Below are 21339 nucleotides of genomic sequence, written 5' to 3'. Positions count from 1 at the left end.
GCCTGGGCATGGGCACCCTGCCAGTTCATCTCGTCATCGACCACACCGGCGTCCGCCTCTTCGTTGATGGTCTTCATGTCCTCGGAATCCAGCCGGTACTCAGGCAGGGACTCACTGATGTAGCTCTGCACGGCCTCGGCCATGGGCACGTCGTGGCCGGCCTTCTCGGCCATCAGCCAGCGATGGGTCAGCACCTCGTGGAAGAACTGGGCCGGTTCGATCTGCGATCGGTATTCCGGTGGAATCATACGCACAGTGGGCTCGAAGACCTCGCGCATCCAGTCGGTGGCCACGATCTCCAGGTCCTCGCCCTGCCGCCAGGTAGATGCCCGGTAAGCATCCAGATCGTTGAGCAGCCGCCGGGCCTGATTCTCCTGCACGTCCAAGCCGGTCAGCCGCAACAGCTTGCGGGAGGCGTAGCCGGCATCGACCACCCTTGGGCGCACCAACACCCGGTTGCCGTTCTCCTCGGTCTTCATCTCCAGCTCGTCCACATCAAAGCCGAGATCGTTGAGCCGGTTGACGCGGCGCTCGATCTTCCACATCTCGTCCGGATCGAAGCTGTCCACGTCCGTCAGAGCGCTCCAGAGGGAATGGTAGCGGTCCACCAGCCGGTTGCCCACGCCAACCTCGTCCACCTCGCCGGCCAGGAGATTGCCGGAGTCCAAATCCATGAGCTCGCCGATGATGTTGGTCCTGGCCAGGTCGATGTCATACTCACGCTGGCCGTCGGTCAAACTGGGGTGCAGATCGCCGGTTTCAGCATCGACCAGGAAGGCTGAGAAGGCATCGGCGTCACGCAGGAAGAGCACATTGGACAGGGAGACGTCTCCCCAGTAGAAACCTGCCAGATGGAGCCTCACCAAGAGGACCGCCAGAGCATCGATCAGGCGCTCGGCCGTGTCCGGACGCAGGTTGCGGGCGAAGAGGGCACGGTAGGGCAGTGAGAACTTCAGGTGCTGGGTGACCAGCATGGCCTCAAGAGGCTCCCCTTCGCGAGTGTGCCGACCGGTGACCACGGCTATGGGATTGACCGTAGGCAGCTCCAGTTTTTGCAACTTGCGCAGGAGCTCGTACTCACGCTCGGCCACCCGCTGGGTGATCTCCTTCATGGCGTAGACATCGTCACCGACATGGACGAAGCGAACCACGTGCCGGGAGATGCCCCTGGGCAGGTTGGCCAGCAGATCCCGCGGCCAGGTGGCCAACGGCCGCTCCCAAGGCAGGGTGAACATCCTGGGATTGGAGCTGGTGGCCGTGATATGCAGGGCAGCCGGCTCCCGCTCGGAGGAAGGATCGGCCGTGGTCTTTATTGAAGTGGCTTTCAAGGCGCGGGGGTCCAGAGAGGAGGCCGTCGCCCGATTGATGTTCACGCTAGTCATGCTTCATCCATCCCATCGCCGCCCATCCTATACGGGAGGAGCCCCGCACGGATGCACCGCACGGGGCTCTTGGTCACCCGGTCAATAAGGAAAGGAAATGATATCAACGATCAATACGGGCCCTGCGGGTCGGCGGGAAACCGTGGCCGAACCTCAGGGTCACAGAAACGCTCAGTTCAGCCGCAGCTCGCTGGCCGGGGAGAACAAGTGCATCTTTTCTGGATCGATGTGGATCTTGACCACATCGCCAACCTTGGGCAGATCACGCGGGTTGACACGGATGGTGGTCAGCTTGTTCTGGTCGGACATGACGATGGTCTGCTCAGCCGCGCTGTTGTCGGTCAGAATGTTGCCGTAGATGTAGCCATCGGAGCCCAGATCCTCCACGTTGGCCACCTTCAGGGAGAAGGCATCCGGCTCGTCGGCACCGGCCAGAGAAGCATTCTCGGGACGGAAGCCCACGACGATCTTGCCCTGGTCCTCGGGGGTCAGCTTGTCGACGGCCTCGCGAGGCAGGCTGATGGTGTCCTCGCCAATCTTGGCCTGGCCGTTGACTACGGGATGGATGTTGATGTTCATGGAAGGCGAGCCGATGAAGCCGGCCACGAAGACATTCTCGGGCCGATCGTAGAGCTCGGTAGGCGCGCCCACCTGCTGCAGGACACCCAGCTTGATGACGGCGATCCTGTCACCCATGGTCAGAGCCTCGGTCTGATCGTGGGTCACGTACAGGGTGGTGACGTTGAGCTGACGCTGCAGGGCGGCGATCTGAGTACGGGTCTGAACACGCAGCTTGGCATCCAAGTTGGACAGAGGCTCATCCATCAGGAAGACCTTGGGCTGACGCACAATAGCGCGACCCATGGCCACACGCTGACGCTGACCACCGGACAGGGCCTTGGGCTTGCGGTCCAGGTACTCGGTCAGGTCCAGCACCTCGGCGGCCTTCTCCACCCGCTGGCGGATCTCGTCCTTGGGGGTGCCGGCGATCTTCAGGGCGAAGCCCATGTTGTCGGCCACGGTCATGTGGGGGTAAAGGGCGTAATTCTGGAAGACCATGGCGATGTCGCGGTCCTTGGGCTGCATGGTTGTCACGTCCTTGTCGCCAATCATGATGCGCCCCTTGTTGACCTCTTCCAAGCCGGCCAGCATGCGCAGGGTTGTGGACTTTCCGCAGCCGGAAGGCCCGACCAGAACAAGGAATTCACCGTCTCTGATGTCCAGACTGAGGTCACTGACCGAGGGCTCATCGTTGCCCGGGTAGATACGAGTGACGTGGTCGAATACCACTTCTGCCATTGTTCATCCTTTCATCGGCAGGTACGTGCCGAACGATCCGTAGTGAAGGGTTGTTTTTCACTGTGGTTTCCGTCCCGGGGTCAACACCGACATCGGCATGGCCATGCGACGGTTTTCTATTTTGTGGTTAAGAGAAACTCTCCCTTGAGCCAGTGCCCACTATACACCAAGGTCCGAATTCGACGTGCGAACCCTTGCCTACTCAATCCTTGGACTTGTCGGAATCTTCGGAATCGCGCTCGAAGACCGTCCTGGCCACGTTGATCGCATTGATGACCCTGGGGAATCCCACGTAGGGAGCACATTGGAGTATGGCTTCGACCACGGCCTGCTTGCTCAGGCCCACATTCAGGGCTCCCTGGATGTGAACGGCCAGCTGTGGAGCCGTGTCTCCCTGCGTCACCAGACTGCCTATGGTGACCAACTCGCGCTGCTGAAGATCGAGTCCTTTCCGGGTGTATATGTCGCCAAAGGCGAATTCGACAATCCAGCGACCCAGGTCCGGCGCTATGTCCTGAAGGGAGTCGATGACAGCCTGGCCTCCCTTGCCGTCAATAGCTGCCAAGGCCTCGGATCCCTTTTCAAAGCGCGAAGCTTCCATGAAGCCCCTTCTTTCTGTTGTTTTGCATATTGCCCAGCCGAGAATATTGTATCAGCGCCTGTTTACGGATTATGCCGTCGACTGTCTAGCCATTTGCGGCAATCTCGGACGCGGCGAAACGGCAGGAACCGCAATCAGGTGCTTTTCAACCAGTCGGGGCACAATGGAGATATGAGCGATCTTGAGGGTTTGGACCTAAGGCCGGGACGGCTGGTCGGGGGCTACACCCTGATCGAGCCCCTGGGCGGCGGCGCTATGGGGTCCGTCTGGCGTGCACGTGATGGCGGAGGCCAGGACTACGCCATGAAGATTCTGCGGGAATCCCTGGAGGAGGACCAGGCCTCGTCAGACAGCCCTGATGAGCGTGACCGAGCCTCGGCCCGCGAGCGCCTGCGACGCGAGGCTCTGGCCCTGCAGCGGATCCGTCATCCAGGAGTCTGCCGGATCGTGGATATGGAACTTGATGATGCCCTGGCCTTCATCGTGACCGAGCTGATCGAGGGGCGCAACCTTCGCGACGACGTGGCAGTCAACGGCCCCTATCGGGGCGACGACCTGGAACGGCTGGCAAGGAAGCTGACCGATGCCGTCGCAGCCGTCCACCAGGCGGGCATCGTCCACCGGGACATCAAACCCACCAATGTCATGATTTCGGTCTCCGGGCCGGTACTGGTGGATTTTGGCATCGCCATGGGCCAGGGGCAGAGCCACGTGACCCGGACCGGACTGGTCATGGGAACCCCCGGCTTCATCGCCCCGGAGATCATCGACGGAGCCGAGGCCGACCAGGGAACCGACTGGTGGAGCACGGCAGCCGTTCTGGCCTACGCGGCCACCGGACGGGCGGTCTTCGGCGACAAACCCATGATGGCGGTCCTGGAGCGGGAGGCTTCGGGCAATGCCGACCTGTCCGGACTGCCCATGGGTACCATGAGAGCCCTGCGCTCAGCCCTCTCCCCCGACCGAAGCGCACGTTGCACCCCCCAGGAACTCCTGGAGGCCATAGGTCGGGACGCCATGGATCCGCAGGCCTGGCAGGGGGAGCATGACGACCAGGATACGGGCAGTCAGGAGACGATGCGCCCTTTTGGCGGCGGCTCTTCGGAGGCTGAGGGGCAGGCCGACTCCCCCACCATGGTCGTTGAGCCGGCCACCATGCCCATGCCACCTATCACCCAGGCTGATTCAGACAGTCCGCGGACGGCCTGGTCACAACCTCCGACAGACAACAGAACCGATGAACAGACGAGCCTCCTGCCCGACTCGGAGCAGCCCACAAGCCTCTTGAACCCCCTTCCCGCGATCCAGGAGCAGCGGAAGCAGACCCAGACCTGGCAGGACCGACAACCCTTGGCCGACCGCCAAGATCTTCAGGCCACCACCGTTCAGGACCCGTTGCCGCCGGCACAGCCCCTGCCCAGCGGATACCGCAACGACGAGGCGAACGCCCACTGGTTGGGAGACCAGCCCCCCGCCCAGATGCGACGTCTGCGCTACTTGAAGGCCGGAACCCCCTGTCTGGTCATGCTGGGAATCCTCCCCGCACTGCTGACAGCTCTGGCCCCGGTCTCCGCACTGGTCGCCGCCGGAATCCTCCTCTGGGCCCTGAGCACCGCAGGATGGAGCATAAAAGCCCAAATCGAACGGGAACTGCGTCGCGACGGCCCAAGGCGGGGCACCGATCGTCTGCTGAACGCAGCCGCCCTCCCCTGGCACCTGCTCAAGGGCCTGGCGGCCGCCCTGCTCCGCCTGCCGGGCATGATCCTCGTCCAAGCCCTGGTCGCCCTGCCACTGACCTGGGCGGGCGCCCTCACCACCGTTCGCGCAGGCCTGACCCTGGGCGAGCACCTACTGACCTTCCCCCTGCCAGCGACCAAACCACTGTCCGTGGGCGGACTGGCCATGACCCTGGCGACGCTGGTCGGTTGGTTGTTGACAACCCTGCCTACGCAGGACCGTTCAGCCCCCAAGGCCAACAGCGGCAACGTGGTCCTGCGTCTGGCGGCGGGCCGAATCCCCATGGGCCGTCAAGATTCCGAGACGCCGGGCAGCCCCCGCCGCAGGTGGATTCTGCTCCTGATCTGGCTGCTGATTGTGGCCGTCCTCCTGGCCGGGTTGATTGCCCAGCCCTCCATGGATTGGGCCCCCATCCACCTCCTGCGTGCCTAAGGTCGTGCTCCACCCCTGGCGGCTACACTATGCTCAGTACGCCAAGGAAAGGATCCAGGTCATGTCCAAGGGCAAGCAGAACCGCAAGGCCGCGCTCAAGGCCCAGGAAGAGGCACGGCGGCTCCAGGAGGCCAAGGAGCGCCGCCAGCAGACCATGATCGGCGTCATCGTCACCGTGGTGCTCATCGCTCTGATCGCTCTGGGCGGATTCCTGTACTGGCGCAGCCATCGCCCGGTCAAGACCCAGGACCTGGAGCAGGCCCGTCAGGCCGTCGCCAAGGTCAAGGAAAAGCCTTCGGCGGCCAACGACCAGGGCGGCTTCCTGATCAGTTCCCAGGGACTGGGCAAGCCGGTAGCCAAGGCCCCGACCGTGGAGATCTACATGGACTTCATGTGCCCAGGCTGCGGCGCTTTGCATCGCGGGCTGGACTCCACCCTGACCGGTCTGGTGGATGCCGGGCAGATCAACCTGGTCATCTACCCCATGAGCTTCATGGACCGGCTCTCCACCGACAATTACTCGAGCAGGACGGGCACGGCCACCATCTATGTGGCCCAGCACGACCCCGACCACCTGCTGCCTTTCATCGCCAATCTCTACGCCAAGGACTTCCAACCGGATGAGTCCGACTATCACCCCATCAGCAACCACAAGATCCGCCAGCAGGCCATCAAGGCCGGGGTTGATCCCAAGATCGCCGACCAGGCGGTCAAGGGCCACTACCGGGCCTGGATCAAGGCCATGGACACCTACACCCCCCTGCGCAAGGAGCTTTGGAATCCCAGCGGGTCCAACAAGGGGCAGATGACCACGCCCACGGTTCGCATCAACGGCAATTACTGGGAACTGGGCAACCTGTCCCAGGCGGGCTTGGACTATCGTTCGGGCCTGCTCAAGACTCTGGGCCTGGACCAGTCCAAGGTGGGCGTCAAGGGTGCCATGCCGGCCATCGGCGCCTCCGGCCAACCGCGCTCGCTGAACTGAACCGGACAGGTCGAGAAGAATTTCGCGCCCAGCGTCCCCTTGGGGACACGGTGATGGTAGGATATCATTCCGTACCGCGGCCTGGAATGCTGTCATGGACCACCGGGACCGCCTCCTTAGCTCAGTTGGCCAGAGCAGCCGCCTTGTAAGCGGCAGGTCGTCAGTTCGACTCTGACAGGAGGCTCTACGCCAGGAACGAACCATTCAATCCGACTAATGAGCTTTGTCTCCGGGCAGGCTATAATAATGGACATTACCTGGATAATTGCAAATACTTCCCTCGAGTAAGTCATTTCGGAGGCTCGTCCTTCGAAATGCGGACGGAGTTTTTCCCCAACCATCTCCGTCCGTGTTTGAGGACGGGATTATTCCCCTTCATTCCCGTCCTCCTGCCGTCAACCCGTCGGCCTAAGGCCCGGGTTTGAAAAGCCGACCGACCGATCATGGTCTGGTCGGCTTTTTCATAGCCCTCCATAGGAAATGTGGATGTTTGCCCGACCTTGCCGGATGCGCAGCTCCGTTCTACGTTCACGCCGCTAGAATTGCCTGGTACAGACAGGGCAAGAACGGGGAGGCGAGCACATGGCCAGACGCTGGACACCGCGGCATTTCGTCGTGCTCAGAAGAATCCGCGTGGCCTCCTGCGCCCTTCTGGTCGTTCTGGCCACGGTCCTGACCTTCGGCGTTGCCGCGCGCAAGAGCGTGGCGTTGAGCGTCAACGGGCAGACCAAAATGGTGACCACCTACGCCTACAGCGTGGATGGTCTGCTGCGCGAGCAGGGGATCAAGGTCAAGACCCACGACCTGGTCGATTCCACATCCGGCGGCCAGCTGCGCAACCATGCGGCCGTCACTGTGCGCTCCGCCTATCAGACCACTATCGTCATCCAGGGCCAACGGGTGCCTTTCTGGACTACAGCCACCAGCATGGACCAGTTGCTGGGGTTCTTTGAGGAGAACCGCAAACAGGCCATGAAGGTCACCGTGGATGTGGGCAACGTCTATAACCAGCTGACCGGCGGCCTGGTCATCAACCAGGCGGGGCCTGTCACAGTCATGGCCGACGGGAAGACCTCGGTGGCCCCTGACGGCAAGCTCCCAGCCGCCTCCATCCTGGATTCCAAGGGCATCGTGCTGGGCAAGGAGGACCGGGTCAGCGTAGAGCATGACCAGGACGCCACCGTGCTACGGGTCCAACGGGTCACCCACGGAAACACTCAAAGAACAATCCCCATACCCTTCGCTACCAGGACCGTGGTCGATCCGAGCCTGGCGCCCGGTCAGACCCAGGTGCGGCAGGCGGGCGTAGCCGGCCAACGCCTGCAGACCATCCAGGTCACCTACGTGGACGGACAGGCCGAATCAGAGCAGGTGGTCAAGGAGGAGACCGTAGCCATTCCACTGGATCAGGTGGTGGCCGTCGGTCCCGACAAGCCGAAGGAGGGACAGAACAGCGGGCAGCAGTCCAAGGACGCAGGCAAGGATTCCCAACAGGTGCAGAAGACCCCCTCTCCGAGCCCCTCGGCCAGCCAGGATTCGCAGTCGGCAACGACACCAGCCCCTACACCAACACAGACCAAGCCGCCGCAGACCACTCAGCCGAAGCCGCCAAGCACACCTGAGAACCAACCAACCCCGGCACCAGCACCAAGTCCATCTCCTGGCGGTCTTTGGCACGCGAAACCCGATGTAGCCCAGGCCTATGCCGGGGGCGCCGCCGCCCAGCGCGGGTGGACAGGTTCGCAATTCAATGACCTGGTGACACTCTGGAACAAGGAGTCAGAATGGTGGTGGTATAAGAAGAATCCCAACTCCGACGCCTACGGCATCCCACAATCTCTGCCGGGCTCTAGGATGGCAAAGTTTGGAGACAACTGGCGTGACGATGCCGCTGTCCAGATTGATTGGGGCCTCTGGTATATCGGCCAACAGTACGGGAATCCCAGCACGGCCTGGCACCATTGGCAGCAATATAACTGGTACTGATCCTCCCACCACACCCGCCGAGCAGCAAACCGACATGAACACTAAAACTGAGAGCGACCGCCTCCTGGGAGCAGCCGACATCCGACGCATCGCCGACCAGATCGACATCCACCCCACCAAACGACTGGGGCAGAACTTCGTCATCGATCCGGGAACCGTCCGCAGGATCGTCCGTCTGGCCGGGGTGGAATCTGGACAGACCGTTCTGGAGGTGGGCCCTGGTCTGGGATCCCTGACTCTCGGCTTGTTGGAGGTGGGCTGTCTGGTAACCACCGACGAGATTGATCCCGTCCTGGCCCGGCAGCTGCCGCAGACCGTCCGCGAGCGCATGCCGGAGAGCCTGGACCGGCTGACCGTAATCAACCGGGATGCTTTGACACTGACCCCTCAACTGGCAGGTGACGCGGGCGTTGCCGCCAACCTGGCCATGGTGGCCAATCTGCCCTACAACGTAGCCACTCCGATCATTCTGACCCTCCTGGCTCGATTCGCCAATCTGAGCCGATTTCTGGTCATGGTCCAGAAGGAGGTGGCGGACCGACTGACGGCCGCCCCCGGATCCAAGGTCTACGGCGCTCCCAGTCTGAAGCTGGCCTGGTACGGGCATGCCGCCCAGGCTGGCAGAATCGGGCGCCATGTCTTCTGGCCAGCCCCCAACGTGGACTCGGCCCTGGTCTCCTTCACGCGGGACAAGGATGGACACGGGCGCGGGGACGAGGGCACGAGGACCGAGGTCTTCGCCCTGATCGATGCCGCCTTTGGACAGCGCCGCAAGACCCTGCACGCCGCCCTGAAGGGCCTGGTGAGCGCCGAAGCCTTCCAGGCTGCAGGCATTGACCCTGCACGCCGGGGGGAAACCATGACCATCGAGGAGTTCGTCACCCTGGAGCAGGCCCGCCGCGAGGTGACCGCGTGAGCCCGGCAACCGGGAGGGACGGCGTTGCCCTTTACTGTCCCGCCAAGATCAATCTGAGGCTCCGCGTCGGCCCGACACGAGCCGACCTTGGAGGGCGACACCGCCTGGACACCATTTACAGCGCCGTGGGAGTCTGGGACAAAGTCGAACTGCGCCAGAGAGAACCTGGCAGCGGATTCCGCCTGAGCCTGGAGGGCGAGCACCTGGGCGATCTGAACCGCCGGGATGCCGATCCGCGCGCCAACCTGGCCGTCAAAGCCCTCCTGGCCATGGCTCAGGCCGCCGGGCACCAGCCTGATGTGGCCATCCACATCGTCAAACGGATACCGGTGGGCGCCGGACTGGCCGGCGGATCCGCGGATGCCGCCGGAACAATGCTGGGCCTGAACCGGCTCTGGAATCTAGGGATGCCTGCCACCGAGCTGGATCGCATCGCCGCCCAGCTGGGCGCGGATCTACCCTTCTGCCTGCATGGAGGCCTAAGCAGGGGCACAGGTTTCGGCCAGATTCTGCAGCCCTTGGATCTGGACGGTCCACAGGCCCAGCGGCTGTCCCGGGCCGGGCTGACCGGACACCTCCTGATCGGGGCCTATGAAGACCAGCTGAGCACAGCCCAGGTCTACAAGGCCTTCGATCTGATCGGACCCGGCCCCAACGACCTGAACGACCTGCAGGAGACCGCCTGCACCCTGCACCCGCGTTCGCGCCAGGCCCTGGACCTCGCCCGGCGGGCAGGCATCGGACCGGCCTTCGTCTCTGGATCGGGCCCCTCGGTGGTGGTCATGGCCCCTCGACCCGAACAGGCAGTCACACTGATAAGGCTCTGGCGGGAGCAGAATGCCGTGGACAGAATCATCGAGGCTGACTCGCCAGTCCTGCCCAGGATGGTCCCACTGCGAGTCACCCATGGACAGTAGAGTAGGCAACATGACGAATCCCGAACCACTCGACGAACGCGAGGCCCGCAGGCAGTTCGTGCGACGGCGGCAGAAGATGGTCTTCACCATAGTCGTCAGCGCACTAGTGGCCATCCTGATCATCTGCGGACTGATCATCTTCGGGTCCATCGGGCATACCGCCGAACACGCCACCATCGCCAAGCCCAACTACGGGGTCGCTGTGCCCTGTCCGCCCGACAACGCCAAGCTGGTCAACCATCCGGACATCCGCGTACGGGTGCTCAACGGAACCAACAAGTCCGGTCTGGCCACTGCACTGGCCTCTGCCCTGCGCAATCGGGGATTCAACATGCAGGATGTGGCGGACTATCCGGGCAAGACCGAGACCGCCCGCACCCAGATACGCTTCGGAGCCTCAGCCATTGACCGCGGCTACACAGTGGGATCCCAATTCAACGATGCGGTTCTGATCATGGACGACCGCAACGATGATCTGGTCGACGTGGTCATCGGGGCCACCTTTACCGATTTGGACGACGAGGACAGCAACTCTGTCGTAGGCCGCAAGATCGAAGCCATCAAGGGTTGCCAGGCCGACCCCTCCTCCATGAAGAACCTGCCCAAGGCTCCCAAGGCCTGACGCCACAGCAATGTTGCTGGTCTGGCATCCCACCCAGGAGCGAGGGCCCGGCTGTTGCAGAACCCTCAACCGGAAACGTCTGCGCGCGTAGTACGACGACAGGCGCAACGGGCGGGCGGGGTGACACACGGCGGCGCGGAGGGACGTTCGCGCGAGTGATATGGTAGCGGGTGCAACACCTGAGGATCGTGGGTGTTCGCGCGCTTGGTACAGTTTTGAGTGAGGTGTCCGGGGGGATGCTGTAGCAGGCTCCGCGAGGAAGGGGGTCAACTCATCATGCGTCAGCGTTCGGGCATAGCAGCCGCCGCCCTGGCCATTCTCCTCGCCCTGTCCTGCACACCCGCTTTGGCCGGGAGCCCCGGCAACCCAGACGGCGCGGCCACGCCCACTACCCTGGACAAACAGCAGGTGGAGATGGGTCTGAAAACCCCTACAGGGATGATAGCCCGCAGCCCCGTCATCATCCCCGCTGGCCACGTCCTCGCCCCTGAGCCACACGACCCTGACGCCTGCATCACCCACGCGCGGCACTTCCGGCGATGCTGCCACAGCCCAGGCCCGGTCCCCCGCAGCCTGGACGGTCAGCTTCGACACGGCAGGCGGCGGCAGCGTCGACCAGCAGACCATCCCCGACGGGGGCCAGGCCAGCCGGCCCAGCCCCGACCCGTCCAGGGGCGGATACCTGTTCGACGGCTGGTTCCAAGGCGACATCGCCTACGACTTCACCCAGCCCGTCACCAGCAGCATCACCCTCACCGCCCGATGGACCAAGGCAGACACCCAGCACTGGGCCATCAGCCCCACCCAAGGGCCCGCAGCCGGAGGCGCCAAGTTCACCCTCACCCCGCCCGCACAGCGCGGCATCAAATTCAGCCAGGCCAGCCTAGGCTACATGCATTCCGCGGCCATCGGCTCCGACGGCAACCTCTACACCTGGGGATACAACGGCGAAGGCCAACTGGGGCGCGAACCCGCTGAAGCCTGGCCGGCCAGCCGGCCAGGACCGGTCGGCTTCCCCGGAAAACCACAAGCCACCAGCATCTGCTTTGACCAAACCCGGTGGCGAGGCGTCTGCTCCGCCGCCGGCAAAAACCTGGCGCCCAACCCTGACGGCACCTGGAACGCCACCACGCCCGCCTACACGCCAGGCCCCGTCCCCGCAGCCATCGACTGGACCCAGGACGGCAGACAGCAGCAAACCGACACAAGCAACACCTACCGGTACCTGTCCATCGCCAGCCTGCCCCTGACCGGAGGAAACGGCATGCTCCTCCTGCTCGCCACAGGACTGCTCGCCGCAGGAGCCGCCGCAGCCGCCAAAAACCGACGACAACAAACCCAAACAAACACTTCACACGAGTAAGCAGCCCGGGCCACACCCCCAACAGGACCCAGGCCAACAGGCGGCCCCGCCACCCCCAACACGACGGGACCGCCACCACACCCAACAACCCTACAAACCACAACCAAACCCCAGTCGGACCAACCACACGCCACCAACAAACAACCACACAACAAACACAGCCAATACCACCCTGGCACCTGACGACCATGCAAGCATCTTCCATATATAAGACGGCGGCATCGGAACCCGCGGAATGCAGACCAGGAATGCTCAGCCAGAGACAGGGCCAGGTCAGGCCTGGCCCTGTCTCTGCCACCAATCCCGCAGTTCCCGTTCAGCTGTCCCCCGGTCGACCGGACCCTGGTCCAGGCGGTAGTCCAGCATGTGCCGGTAGGCGCGCCCCACCTGTGGGCCGGGCTTCAGGCCCAGGATCTGCATGATCTGTCGTCCATCCAAGTCGGGCCGGATAGCATCCAGGTCCTCCTGCCGGCGCAGCTGAGCCACCCTGTCCTCCAGTTCGTCCATGGCGGAGGAGAAGACCTGGGCCTTGCGCTTGTTGCGGGTGGTGGCATCAGCCCGGGTCAGACGGTTGAGCCGCTCGTAAAGGGGCCCGGTCTCCCGGGCATAGCGGCGTACGGCCGCATCGGTCCACCGCTCGTCCACATAGCCGTGGAAACGCAGGTGCATGGAGATCAGGTCGCAGACGTCAGCAATCAGGTGGTGGTCGAAGCGCAAGGCCTTGAGCCGCTTGCGGGCCAGCCTGGCTCCGACTGCATCATGGTGATGGAAGCTGACCTTGCCGCCGGGCTCAAAGCGCCTGGTAGCGGGTTTGCCGATGTCGTGCAGCAGGGCAGCCAGGCGCAGGGTCAGATCCGGGGCGGGCACAGGTCCGTCAGGTCCGGTCTCCAGGGCGATGGCCCGGTCCAGCACCATCAGGGTGTGTTCGAAGACGTCCTTGTGCCGGTGATGCTCGTCTATCTCCAGCTGCAGGGCCGGGACTTCGGGCAGCACGATGTCGGCCAAGCCGGACTGCACCAGAGCCTCGATGCCCTGGACGGGATGATCGGCCAGCATGAGCTTGGTCAGCTCGTCACGAATCCGCTCGGCCGAGACGATGCTGATTCGATCGGTCATGCGGGTGATGGCCTCTGCGGTCTCCGGAGCGATGGTGAAACCCAGCTGGGCCACGAACCGCACGGCCCGCATCATCCGCAGGGGGTCGTCGTCGAAGGATTGGCGGGGATCCACCGGGGTCCGCAGCACCTGCTTGGCCAGGTCGTTGGCCCCCCTGTAGGGGTCCACGAAGACCAGATCGGGCACCCGCAGGGCCATGGCGTTGACGGTGAAGTCACGCCGGGAGAGGTCGCCCTCAAGACTGTCCCCGTAGTCCACCTCGGGCTTGCGGGAGTTGGGATCATAGGTGTCTCGCCGGTAGGTGGTCACCTCCACCTTGACCTCAGTGCCGTCGGAACGCCGCCGAAGCGCGCCCAAGGTGCCGAATTTGCGCCCCATGTCCCAGAATCCCGACCCCCAGTGACGCAGGATGGGCTCGAACTGCTCGGGCCTGGCCGAAGTGCAGAAATCCAGGTCGTGGGAGGGCCGGCGCAGGAGCAGATCGCGTACAGGACCCCCTACCAACGCCAGTTCAAATCCCTGCTCGGCGAAAAGGCGCCCGAGCTCAATGGCCTCCGGCCAAACTTGGAAATCCACGCTCACCCTTTCCTACGGAGTTGATGCGCCTACTAGCATACCGTTACCCCACCTGCACATTACCTTACGTAGAGTTGGAGTATGATTACGCCCGCGGACATGGCGCGCATGCTTGCACATAGCGCCGACTCTGCGGACATCCATGCCCGCGGCCAGCAGAGTCGGGACCATCTTGTGGAAACCGTAAGCGAACGTCTGGATCCGCAGGTCCGCGAGCGCATACAGGTCGAGGATGACGCTCCCACGCCTGCCCTCATGCCCCGGCACAAACACGATTCCGGCCCTTCCACTTTTGCCTCCCTTGATGCCCAGGAGCTGCCGGTGGTGCGCGAATATTCGGCGGGTGGGCTGATTTTCGATCGGCATGACCGAGTGGCCATCATCGCCCGGCACTCCCGCTCGGGCCACCTGGAATGGTGCCTGCCCAAGGGGCATATCGAGAGGGGGGAAACACCCGAGCAGACAGCGGTGCGCGAGGTCCATGAGGAGACGGGAATACTGGGTAAGGTGACCGATTCCATCGCCACCATTGATTACTGGTTCACCGGAACTGACCAGCGGATCCATAAGCTGGTTCATCATTTCGTCCTGCGGATGATCGGCGGATCCCTGAGCGTGGAGGGCGACCCCGATCATGAGGCCGAAGATGCCATCTGGGTGGACTTCTCCGACCTGACCTCGGTGCTCAGTTACCCCAATGAGCGTAAAATAGCCTGGCTCTACGCGAGGAAGTACAAAAAACAGCTATGATCCAGACCCCCTTGCGCCCGAGCGGGCGCACCAGCCAGCGCACTCATGCCTTCAATCGATGGACCCGATGGGGCCAGTGGGCTCGAATCCTGCTGGCGACCGTCCTTCTGCTGGCACTGGTGATGACTCCCTGGCATCCGACACCAGCCCTGGCTGCCAGCAATCGTCAGAGCTCAGCCGAGGTGTCCCTGCGCTGGTCGACGCCAGTGGTGACTGACCAGTCAGGCTACGCCCTGCGCGCTGCAGTGACCAACACCGCGAACCAGCCCATGGAAAATGCCCATCTGAGCGTGTCCACCAGCGCCCTTTACTCTTTCAGCTCCCGGGCCGACATGCAAACCTGGTCCGAAGGCCACGCCCGCATTCCCACCCCGGACGTGCTGGGCACGCAGACCGTACCGACAATCCCGGCCGGACAGAGCATCGAGGTTGCAGTCAACGTGCCGGCTGATCAAGACGCGATCAAGAAGATGACCAGCTGGGGGCCCAAACCCGTCCGGCTCTCCCTGAGCGACGATCAGGGCCGGATACTGGGCGACGTGTTCACTTTTCTGACGCGGACCTGGGATGGCCTGCCCACCGCAGGCACCCCCGCCTTGTCCCTGACCATGGTCCTGCCACTGACCTCCTCGGACTGGAATATTGACGACAAAGCCATGACAGCGTTGATGACCCGGTCCAGTGCCGAATCCGAGCCAGGCTCGGGCAACGATAAAAACCGAAGCGTGACACTGACCCGTCAGGGGACCCGCCGCCAGGAGGACCAGAGTCAGCTGCTGTCCAAACACGGGTCCCTGCAGGCACTGGGCGACCCGGTCTACCTGTCTGCCTTTGCCAACCGTCCCCAGATTCAAGGGCTGATTCAGCCAGCCGACTTCGATATCACCGGGTATGCGCCTCAGAATCAGGACCGCTATGGCCGGGCTGGAGTCACTCCCGAGTCCTGGAATGCCCAGACTGCGGCAAAGCTTTATGCTGACGCAGCGCCTGGCATATACGCCTGGCAGGGCCGACAGGAGTGGACCATAGAGTCCATCACTGCCGCCCGCCGTGCCGGCTATCAGACGGTCATCGCCCCCCAGGGCTTTGAAGTCGGCGCCGGCACCTCTGCCCACACCGGCAAGTACACCATCGAGACCAAGGCCGGAAAGGTAACCGTCCTGTCGGCCCAGCGCGAGCTCAGCAACCTGGCCAGGGGCCATCCCAGCTCCACACGTGCCACCGGTGAGCAGACTCAGGCAGGGCAGACGGCCCGCTTCATAGCCCAGAGCGCCTTCTATCAGATGGAACAGCCCTACGCCGAACGCTCCCTCCTGGTCTGCTTCGACGCCGATCAGGACACCCAGCTGGCAGACCGGATCATGACCGAGCTAGAGCATGCCCCATGGATCAACCTGGTCTCCATGGACAACCTGATGCAGGCGCCCGACTTCACCGGTGGGTCTTCTGGTCTGCTCAAGGCCTTGGAGCTCAGCAGCGCCAAGAGTGGCGGCAAACACGGCGATGGCTCCACAGGCACCCTAGATTCCCTGATCGCCAGCCGGGCTGACATCGACCGATTCGCCACCTCCATCCTGGCTGACGACAAGCAGGATTCCCAACCCACCGCCAGCGCTACGGCAGGCAAGACCGACAGCCAGGCCCTGGCCCGCCAGGATGCGGACACCACCGCCCGCCAGCCCAAGGATCCGCATCAGTGGCTGAACCAGCTGACCGCAGCCCACGACGACTTGGCTCTGAAGTCCTTGGGCGGAACCGCAGCCGCCTTTGGACTGGCCGATCAGGCCGAGGCCATATCCCACCGGCTCCTGGATGGCATCAGCATCACGCCCAGCGAGTCCCTTAACGTCGTCAGCGAGACGGCCTCCATGCCAGTGACCGTCAGCAACAGCCACCCCTACCCCGTCCACGCCCGCATCAGCGCCCGAACCGACTCCATGGAGATCGTCACCTCGCGTATGGCGGAGGCGGTCATTCCCGCCCGCTCCGAAGCGCAGGTTACCTTCAAGGTCAGGGTGGCGGCAGCCGGCAGAGCCAATGTGGATATCGGCCTGCTGGACAGCCAGGGCCGTCCCTTCGGCCAGGTGCGTCGAGCTCAGATCACCAGCAATCTGCGACTGAGCGACATGAGCGGCCTGATCATCATTGTCATCGCCGTGCTCCTGGGACTCCTGGGGCTCTGGCGACAGTTCCACCGTACGAAGGACCCGGACGAATGAGTTCCGTAGGGCGCAATTCCGCCATCATGGCCACGGGCACCGCGGCCTCCCGCGTGACCGGACAGATCCGCACCATCCTGCTCGCAGCAGCCATAGGCACCACCGGAATCGCGGCCGATGCCTACCAGACCGGCGCCATGATTCCTCAGGTCATGTTCACCCTGATCTCAGGCGGCATTTTCAACGCCGTCCTGGTTCCGCAGATTGTGCGCACCCTCAAGGAACGGGACGCAGCAGACCGGCTGAACAAGCTGATCACGGTCGCCATGGTCCTTCTGACCCTGCTGACCCTGCTGCTGATGCTGGGCACTCCGGTGCTGACCACCATCTATCTGAACTCCAAGTGGAACCCGGCACAGCGGGCCCTAGCCAATTCCTTCACGCTCTGGTGCATGCCCCAGGTCTTCTTCTACGGGCTCTACACGGTCCTGGGTCAGATCCTGGCGGCCAAGGGCAGGTTCACCGCATACGCCTGGAGCTCGGTGGGCGCCAACGTTATCAGCTGCCTGGGCTTCCTGGGCTTCATCTTCCTATTCGGCAACGCCCGCAATCAGCCGGTCGGCTTCTGGGACAACGGCAAGGTGGCTCTGACCGCCGGGGCCTGGACCCTGGGAGTAGCCTTCCAGGCGCTGGTCCTCTTCATTCCCCTGATCATGAGCGGCTTCCGCTATCGTCCTCGCTGGGGCCTGCGCGGAATCGGCCTGCGATCCATGGGCTCGGTGGCGGCATGGAGCATGTGCGTAGTCATCATCAACCAGCTGGCCAACGTGGTCAATGCCCGCATCAACAACGGCGCCCCCCTGGAGGGCAACCCGTTCGACATCGCCGGCAACGGCTCCTATCAGAACGCCTACACCATCTTCATCCTGCCCTACTCGCTGGTAGCCGTCTCGGTCAGCACGGCCCTCTTCCCCAAGCTATCCAAGGCGGTTTCTGACGGCCGTATCGGGGATGCCCGCAATGACCTGAGCCAGGCCCTGCGCAATGTGGGACTGGTCATGTTCTTCTTCGCCGCAGTCCTGCTGGCCATCCCAGTGCCCATCACCCGAGCCCTGCTGCCCTCAGTAAGCGTCCACGAGTCTGTCCTTATCTCAGGACCGCTGATAACCCTGTCCCTCGGGCTGGTTCCCACGAGCGCCTTCCTGCTCATTCAGCGCACCTTCTACGCCTTCGAGGACGGCCGGCATCCTTTCATCTTCGCGGCCGTCTCCAACGCCATCCAGGTAGCACTGGTTTTGGTATCCATACGCTTGTTGCCACCCCGTTACTGGGCGGCGATGGTAGGGCTGAGCCTGTCCCTGAGCAGCCTCCTCAGCTTCCCTGTCCTGGCTCACATGCTGCGCAGCCCCTTCCAGGGGAATCTGGACGAGCGGAGGATTCTTATCACCTACGCCAAGGCTTTTCTGGCTGCTGGATTGGCTCTGGCAGCCGCCCTGACGGTCAAGACCCCGGTCACTCATCTGGTCGGCGCCTGGATTCAGGGCCGGCAGGGTCACATGAGCTGGGTGCAGGCGCTCTTCATCTGTGTGGTCATCACCCTGCTGACGGCGGTCATCTATGTCGTGACCCTGGTAGCCCTGCGCACTGAGGAATTCATCCAGCTCTTGGTCGATCTGGCCCGTCGGCTGGGCAGGACAGCCCGGCACCCAGTCCGCAGCCTGGACGCGCTGCAGGAGCGGCCCTCCCGGCTGGCCGACCGCTCGGTCAGGGTGGTGCACTCCTCCTCTCCTGATTCCGCTCTGCCCGGCATGGATGCAGCACTGGAGAACTTCGAGGAGGCCCGTGAGCCCGACGCTGATGGAGAATCCGCGATGGCTGGACCTCCACCGGCTCCCCCGACTCCGCAACCCGTTAGGATTGTACCTAGGAACAGCAAGGTCCACCACGGTGTCGCCGACTACAGGCGGCGCCCCACTTCTGATGAGAGCTCGGCAGCCATGAACGCGCATATCGGAGACACCATCCTCGGCAGATATACCCTGGTCACCCTGCTCCGCCGCGCGAACGGTCTGAGCGCCTGGCGGGCCAAGGACAGGGTCCTGGACAGGGACTGCCAGCTCTTCATCGCCGGGGATTCCACCTGCATGGACCGAATCAACGTCAACGCCTCCAGCCTGGCGCTGAGCAAGGATCGCCGCTTCACCCCGGTCTACCAGCTGCACACTCGTGACAAGGTCTCCCTGATCGTCACCGCCCCCGATGCCGGCATGTCCCTGAGGGATTACATGCATGGACCCGCCGGGGGAACGCTCAGCGACCGGGCCATCGGCACCATCATGGGAGAGGCCACCGAGGCCATGCGTACTCTGCATGCCGCCGGCATGGTCGACTATGCGGTCTCCACGAGCACCATCAGGCTGGCACCCGCCTCGATCACCCTGGCAGATGCACCTATATCGCCCATGCTCGAGCACCGGTCAGTCTCGACTGAGACGGGATTGACAGACGAGGAGTATGCCATACGAGAGCTGGCAGGCGTGCTCTATGCCATACTGACGCGCCGACCCGACCAGGACGGACGGCAGCCCAGTCTGCAGGAGCTGCCCAAACAGACCCCGGAAGAGTTCAAAATCATCTGTATGCGTGGACTGGGCCTGGCGAACGAGCAGGGAGCCGTGCCGGTTCCACTGGTCACCCTGGCGGAGCTCTCGGCCCTGCTCAGCCCCTGGGTTCCGCCTGAGGAGCTGACCGACAGCGATCTGATCTGGCCCGAGCTGGACGGCCGTGCCTCCATCGAGTCCGTCGCCCTGCGCCCCGTGGACCCCAAGAACGTACTCCCGCTTCCCGAGGGGCTGACCTCTTCGGCCCTGCCTGCCGTGCAGACCGTATCCCACCATGAGCCGCACTGGAAGACCAACCAACTGCTCTTCCCCGGCCGCAGCGAGATCGAAATGCTCAATCCGGAAGATACGGATACCGACCTTTTCTCGCTCTTTGACGAGCGCCAGCGACTGCGTTCGCTGAACAGCTCCTCCCGCAAGACCGCGGCCATGGATGTGAGCGCACTCAGGGCGACAGCGGCCAAGCCCGCAACCATGATCGAGGAAGAGTCCAAAGCTGTGACCGGACGGATGCCGACCGTCAAAGACAGTCAGCGTAAACCGTCCGAGGCTCTCAGCGGCAACGGCGTGACTGCCAACAATCCCGTGGAGCGAGGCTTCTCCCAGTGGGACTTCCACAAGTCCGGCGGTGGGGAGGAGGATGCGGCGGACAGCAGCAGTCAGGCCACCAAGGCAACCTCCAACCCGACCACTCCACATGGTGACGTCGATCCGCATGCGCGCCGTACAGGAGCTGCGGCCGCTGAACCTCTTGTCACAGGAGAATCTGCAGCCCGGAATGAACACCCCTCTTCCCCAGCTGCTTCTCACAAGACCAAGGCACCTGGCCAAGCGAACCGGTCCCTAAAGAACCATGATTCCCATCAGGAGGAGCAGGAAACTACAGTCATGGAGCCGCTGCCCCCCAGCTTCACACCTGAAATCCACTCCATGCCCGTGCCGGTGGCTTACTCGGTACTTCCCGACGATGAACAGGATAAGGATCTGGGCGATGAGGCCGATATGGCTGACACCCATCTGTTCGGCCGCTTCACAACTCGCTCAGTGGTCATCGCCATAGCGGTTGTAATCGTTGTGGTGGCCCTGGTCTGGGCCCTCTCGACCATTACCGGATCCCGATCCAGGGTCGGCAAAAGTGAGGGCGGCTGGCCGGTCATGTCCAACGTGCCCTTCCCAGGCAAGACCAATGAGGACGAGGAAGCAACTCCCTCAAACAATGGCAACGGTCAGGCTCAGGCCGATGCCGATGCCGGCAAGGTCAGCCACGCTGACAAGGAGGCCGGTAAGGTCCCCGATCCGCCCAAGCCCAAGAACACCACGGCCTATCAGACCAGTCGCCAGCTCTTCCTTAACAAGCCTGCCGGCCTGCAGGGCTATGGATGGTATATGCACCTGACCCAGCCGGAAGAGGTCTCTCGCCTGACTATCGTCGCGCCTCAGAGCGGTGGCCATGCCCAGGTCTATGCGAATTCCACGGCGGCTCAGCCCAACCAGGGACAGCCGCTAGCCGACTTCAGCTTCGATGCCTCGGGAACCACCCAGGTCTCCTTGCGCGAGCCGGTGACGACTCAGGACCTGGTTGTCTGGGTACCCATGGACGGTATGCCGGGAGGCAGGCTGCGCTTCACTTCTGTTCAGGCCTTCTGAGCATGACTGTGGGTCGACAGCAACAAAACCGAACCATCCCGACGTCGCCCACACCAGCTGTCGAACGCAATTGCCCGCAAGCCCCATGGCCCCCATCAGCCATGTACGACTGCCCACCCATTTGCATGCCGATACTATGGGTGTACCGAAATGGTAATGTGTTGATTTTTTCGTCCAGCATAGCGCCCGCAGGTAATACAGTTTCCTTAGACAACGGCGGCAGGAAGGCG

The 21339-nt window shown here is 63.3% G+C and carries 13 protein-coding genes, 1 tRNA gene and 1 pseudogene; 11 read left to right on the top strand and 4 right to left on the bottom strand.

Translation table 11 applies throughout. The features are described from left to right. Positions 1-20: 20 nt before the first annotated feature. From J3T95_RS09030 to J3T95_RS09020, 3 genes and pseudogenes are all read right to left on the bottom strand, one after another. Positions 21-1382, bottom strand: a pseudogene (locus tag J3T95_RS09030) (DUF4032 domain-containing protein); the annotation flags it as partial. Positions 1383-1553: 171 nt separating this feature from the next. After that, positions 1554-2681: an ABC transporter ATP-binding protein gene (locus J3T95_RS09025; protein ID WP_267451175.1), complete on the bottom strand. Its 1128-nt coding sequence runs from the start codon at positions 2679-2681 to the stop codon at positions 1554-1556. Positions 2682-2883: 202 nt separating this feature from the next. Then, the gene (locus J3T95_RS09020) at positions 2884-3282 is read right to left on the bottom strand and encodes a carboxymuconolactone decarboxylase family protein (protein WP_267451174.1); all 399 of its coding nucleotides are present in this window, start codon (positions 3280-3282) and stop codon (positions 2884-2886) included. Between the two features lie 171 nt (positions 3283-3453). On the opposite strand from J3T95_RS09020, the gene J3T95_RS09015 reads away from it, so the two are divergent. The 8 genes from J3T95_RS09015 to J3T95_RS08975 all read left to right on the top strand — a co-directional run bounded on the left by J3T95_RS09015 (position 3454) and on the right by J3T95_RS08975 (position 12240). Beyond that, positions 3454-5451 carry a serine/threonine-protein kinase gene (locus tag J3T95_RS09015; RefSeq protein ID WP_267451173.1) on the top strand — a complete coding sequence of 666 codons (1998 nt, stop codon included), beginning with the start codon at positions 3454-3456 and terminating at the stop codon, positions 5449-5451. A 61-nt stretch (positions 5452-5512) separates the two neighbouring features. Continuing rightward, complete coding sequence (locus J3T95_RS09010) at positions 5513-6436, top strand: DsbA family protein (RefSeq protein WP_267451172.1); 924 nt, start codon at positions 5513-5515, stop codon at positions 6434-6436. 110 nt (positions 6437-6546) lie between these two features. Continuing rightward, positions 6547-6620: transfer RNA gene (locus tag J3T95_RS09005), tRNA-Thr, on the top strand. A gap of 398 nt (positions 6621-7018) precedes the next feature. Beyond that, positions 7019-8422 (top strand): G5 domain-containing protein, encoded by a 1404-nt coding sequence (locus tag J3T95_RS09000; RefSeq protein ID WP_267451171.1) that lies wholly within the window; start codon positions 7019-7021, stop codon positions 8420-8422. Positions 8423-8456: 34 nt separating this feature from the next. Then, complete coding sequence (gene rsmA, locus J3T95_RS08995; RefSeq protein WP_267451170.1) at positions 8457-9338, top strand: 16S rRNA (adenine(1518)-N(6)/adenine(1519)-N(6))-dimethyltransferase RsmA; 882 nt, start codon at positions 8457-8459, stop codon at positions 9336-9338. Continuing rightward, positions 9335-10255: a 4-(cytidine 5'-diphospho)-2-C-methyl-D-erythritol kinase gene (locus tag J3T95_RS08990; RefSeq protein WP_267451169.1), complete on the top strand. Its 921-nt coding sequence runs from the start codon at positions 9335-9337 to the stop codon at positions 10253-10255. Before rsmA ends, J3T95_RS08990 begins: the two co-directional genes overlap by 4 nt. A gap of 10 nt (positions 10256-10265) precedes the next feature. Next, the gene (locus J3T95_RS08985) at positions 10266-10877 is read left to right on the top strand and encodes a LytR C-terminal domain-containing protein (protein ID WP_045935951.1); all 612 of its coding nucleotides are present in this window, start codon (positions 10266-10268) and stop codon (positions 10875-10877) included. Between the two features lie 469 nt (positions 10878-11346). Continuing rightward, positions 11347-12240 carry an InlB B-repeat-containing protein gene (locus J3T95_RS08975; RefSeq protein WP_416378760.1) on the top strand — a complete coding sequence of 298 codons (894 nt, stop codon included), beginning with the start codon at positions 11347-11349 and terminating at the stop codon, positions 12238-12240. Between the two features lie 273 nt (positions 12241-12513). Here the strand turns inward: J3T95_RS08975 and J3T95_RS08970 are convergent, their stop codons facing one another. After that, a complete protein-coding gene (locus J3T95_RS08970) occupies positions 12514-13932 on the bottom strand; it encodes a CCA tRNA nucleotidyltransferase (RefSeq protein WP_220236551.1) in 1419 nt (472 codons plus the stop codon). 108 nt (positions 13933-14040) lie between these two features. On the opposite strand from J3T95_RS08970, the gene J3T95_RS08965 reads away from it, so the two are divergent. Genes J3T95_RS08965 through J3T95_RS08955 form a run of 3 tightly spaced genes read left to right on the top strand, consistent with a single transcriptional unit; the run spans position 14041 to position 21109 of the window. Next, positions 14041-14682, top strand: coding sequence for an NUDIX hydrolase (locus tag J3T95_RS08965; RefSeq protein ID WP_416378758.1), 642 nt, complete (start codon positions 14041-14043; stop codon positions 14680-14682). After that, entirely contained in the window at positions 14679-16901 is a 2223-nt protein-coding gene (locus J3T95_RS08960) for a DUF6049 family protein (RefSeq protein WP_267451166.1), read from the top strand. Before J3T95_RS08965 ends, J3T95_RS08960 begins: the two co-directional genes overlap by 4 nt. Further along, entirely contained in the window at positions 16898-21109 is a 4212-nt protein-coding gene (locus J3T95_RS08955; protein ID WP_267451165.1) for a murein biosynthesis integral membrane protein MurJ, read from the top strand. Before J3T95_RS08960 ends, J3T95_RS08955 begins: the two co-directional genes overlap by 4 nt. Positions 21110-21339: the final 230 nt, after the last annotated feature.

Origin of the sequence: Bifidobacterium sp. B4079 (genome assembly GCF_026537385.1) — a bacterium.
In the GTDB taxonomy this organism is placed as follows: domain Bacteria; phylum Actinomycetota; class Actinomycetes; order Actinomycetales; family Bifidobacteriaceae; genus Bombiscardovia; species Bombiscardovia asteroides_I.
Note: the sequence above shows the minus strand (reverse complement) of the source record. Positions and strands in the feature narration are given on the sequence as shown.